The 2203-nt window shown below is 59.0% G+C and carries 3 protein-coding genes; 2 read left to right on the top strand and 1 reads right to left on the bottom strand.

The features are described 5' to 3' along the window. Positions 1-222 precede the first annotated feature (222 nt). Entirely contained in the window at positions 223-861 is a 639-nt protein-coding gene (locus tag C8K14_RS22220) for a hypothetical protein (RefSeq protein ID WP_199223802.1), read from the bottom strand. Here C8K14_RS22220 and C8K14_RS22215 point away from each other — a divergent pair. Next, positions 860-1291: a hypothetical protein gene (locus tag C8K14_RS22215; RefSeq protein ID WP_107719326.1), complete on the top strand. Its 432-nt coding sequence runs from the start codon at positions 860-862 to the stop codon at positions 1289-1291. The genes C8K14_RS22220 and C8K14_RS22215 overlap by 2 nt on opposite strands. Positions 1292-1397: 106 nt before the next feature. Next, positions 1398-2108 carry a hypothetical protein gene (locus C8K14_RS22210; protein WP_133726931.1) on the top strand — a complete coding sequence of 237 codons (711 nt, stop codon included), beginning with the start codon at positions 1398-1400 and terminating at the stop codon, positions 2106-2108. Positions 2109-2203 lie beyond the last annotated feature (95 nt).

Raw genomic sequence — 2203 nt, 5'->3', positions numbered from 1 at the left:
AAAACACCGTCGATGACGCGCGACTGCATCATGCCGCCAGCGAACAATCAAAACCGATCAGACCGGAACAGCGACCTCATGAATAAGACGGGCTAGATCGCCAGTGACAGGATCGGACGGCTCCACGTTGCCTTGATTGTCGGTGGTTTCGTGCCGACGACGACCGCGCCCATCACCTCATAGAAACCGACCGCGAAGCGTGTTTCATTGTCCAGCCCTTCCTCAAGTATCTGTAAACATTGGAATCGTTTCTGCGTCAACGACGCGACACGGGCGACCCTTTCGGGCCATTGCAGCCATTATCGGCTCCGACGTCAGATCAGCGGCACGGATTTGGTGAGGAGCACGCGGTACAACTTGTACCGTTTGAAGCAGTCCAGCATTAATCAGGCGCCGTATCGTATGACTTGTGGTGCCTAGGGCTTTGGCTGCTTCCTCCATAGTCAGCCATTCGCCGTCTTTCACCGCAGACCGGTAGGCATCGATCCCTCGCACGCGCCGGACGGAGTAAACGCGATGCGCCGTCCAGGTTTTGCCTTGGCCGGTGGGCAAGCCCATCCGATTGAGCGTCGCGGCGATATGCTCGTCGGACCAACGGCCCGCCATGCTGCGCATCACCTCCAGCGCATCCTCCGCTGTTGCACAACCGTGCTCGCCGGCTTTCAGCTTGCGAACCCTCAGTTCCGAGTGCTGGCCGCCGCGCCAATGGATCGTGAGCACGACGTCACGCACGGCATCATCGACGTCGACGATGATGTCGGCGATCAATGTGCGCAGAAGTTGCTGGCGAGCGCGCATCGTCACATCCGGAGCGTTCCAGGCCGCCGACAGGTTCTCTGCCAGACCGGTGATAGAAGCCATGCGTCACGTCGACTATGACGATGAAGCACGGACCGCCTTCCCTGATGTCAGCCAAACCGCGCAGCAGCGCATGGCGACGATCATGCGCGTGACGGCCGAGGCCGTCCAGCGCAGTCGGTGCCATGCTCTAAGCCACACGGCACGGCCCAATGAGGATGTCGAGGGTCAGATGGTCTATACCGTGAACTCGACCTGCAAGACTGTGGCCATACCCGATAATCTGTCGAAGATTGACATAGCCTCGCTGGCAAAAATGACCCCGGCGCAGTTATCTGCCATTGTGAAGACGGTTCAAGATTTGCCGGTGAGCCGGGATGTGAATGTCACCGTCGTTCTCTATTCCGACGATCCGGCACCCGGGGGCACCAGTGGGCCGCTTTCCGCTGGCTATGCCGGATTTTCAGACGACGTGCTTGATAAGCTTATGTGAGTACTTGGGCGGATTGAACCGCATGTCACGGGATAACAGGCGGGTGGAGGCGCAGGACCAGCTTTTGGGGACAGGTTGCCACCCGCGTGAAAAGGATGGCACAGCCATGATAACGTTTCGCACGGCTTCCGCAGCCTGGATGCTGCGCACTGCATGTATGCTGGTCACCTCGATCATCGGTCTGCCCGGTGCAGTCAACGCCCAGGAGGCGCAGGAACCGGCTCGCGAGCAACTCGAAGCAGCATTTGTCGCTGCGGCGCGCCCCCCGTTTGATCTGAATGCAGTTTATGACGAACCGTCCGCGCTGAACGAAGACAAAACGCTCGCTCGTACCAACGCCGTCGCGGGGGCAGTAGCCCAACTCGGCCCCCGCAACCCCGGCAAGACCGAAGCGATCAGCACCATCGCGGATGATATGCTGTCCTGTCTGTCCCGTGTTCCTTCCGTCTTGTGGAAAGACGCCATCACCATGGAAGCCGGAAAACTGACGGACGCCCAGTTGCAGCACGCCACAGATCTCTTTTCCAATCCTGACTATGCTCGCCTGGTGGCTCTGATGGAGAAGATGAACTCTGGTCAGTTCATAGGGCCGGAGCGGGACGATCTGGAACCACTAATAGCGCGGCTAAGTGGTGACGGGCTGACCGCGATCTTTGGCGCCATGGCTGCCATGCCCGGCATGTTCGATGCGGAAGCGGACCGATGCTACGCCGATATGAAAACTGCACTCCAGCAGGCCGGAATCGACGATCGCGACCTTTCCCCTCCTCCGACGCATTTATCGCACACCAGTAAATTCCCCCTTAGTACGCCCTAACCCGTCTTATTCATGAGGTCGCTGTTCCGGTCTGATCGGTTTTGATTGTTCGCTGGCGGCATGATGCAGTCGCGCGTCATCGACGGTGTTTTCAC

Origin of the sequence: Novosphingobium sp. GV079, from assembly GCF_003058045.1 — a bacterium.
GTDB lineage: Bacteria > Pseudomonadota > Alphaproteobacteria > Sphingomonadales > Sphingomonadaceae > Novosphingobium > Novosphingobium capsulatum.
Note: the sequence above shows the minus strand (reverse complement) of the source record. Positions and strands in the feature narration are given on the sequence as shown.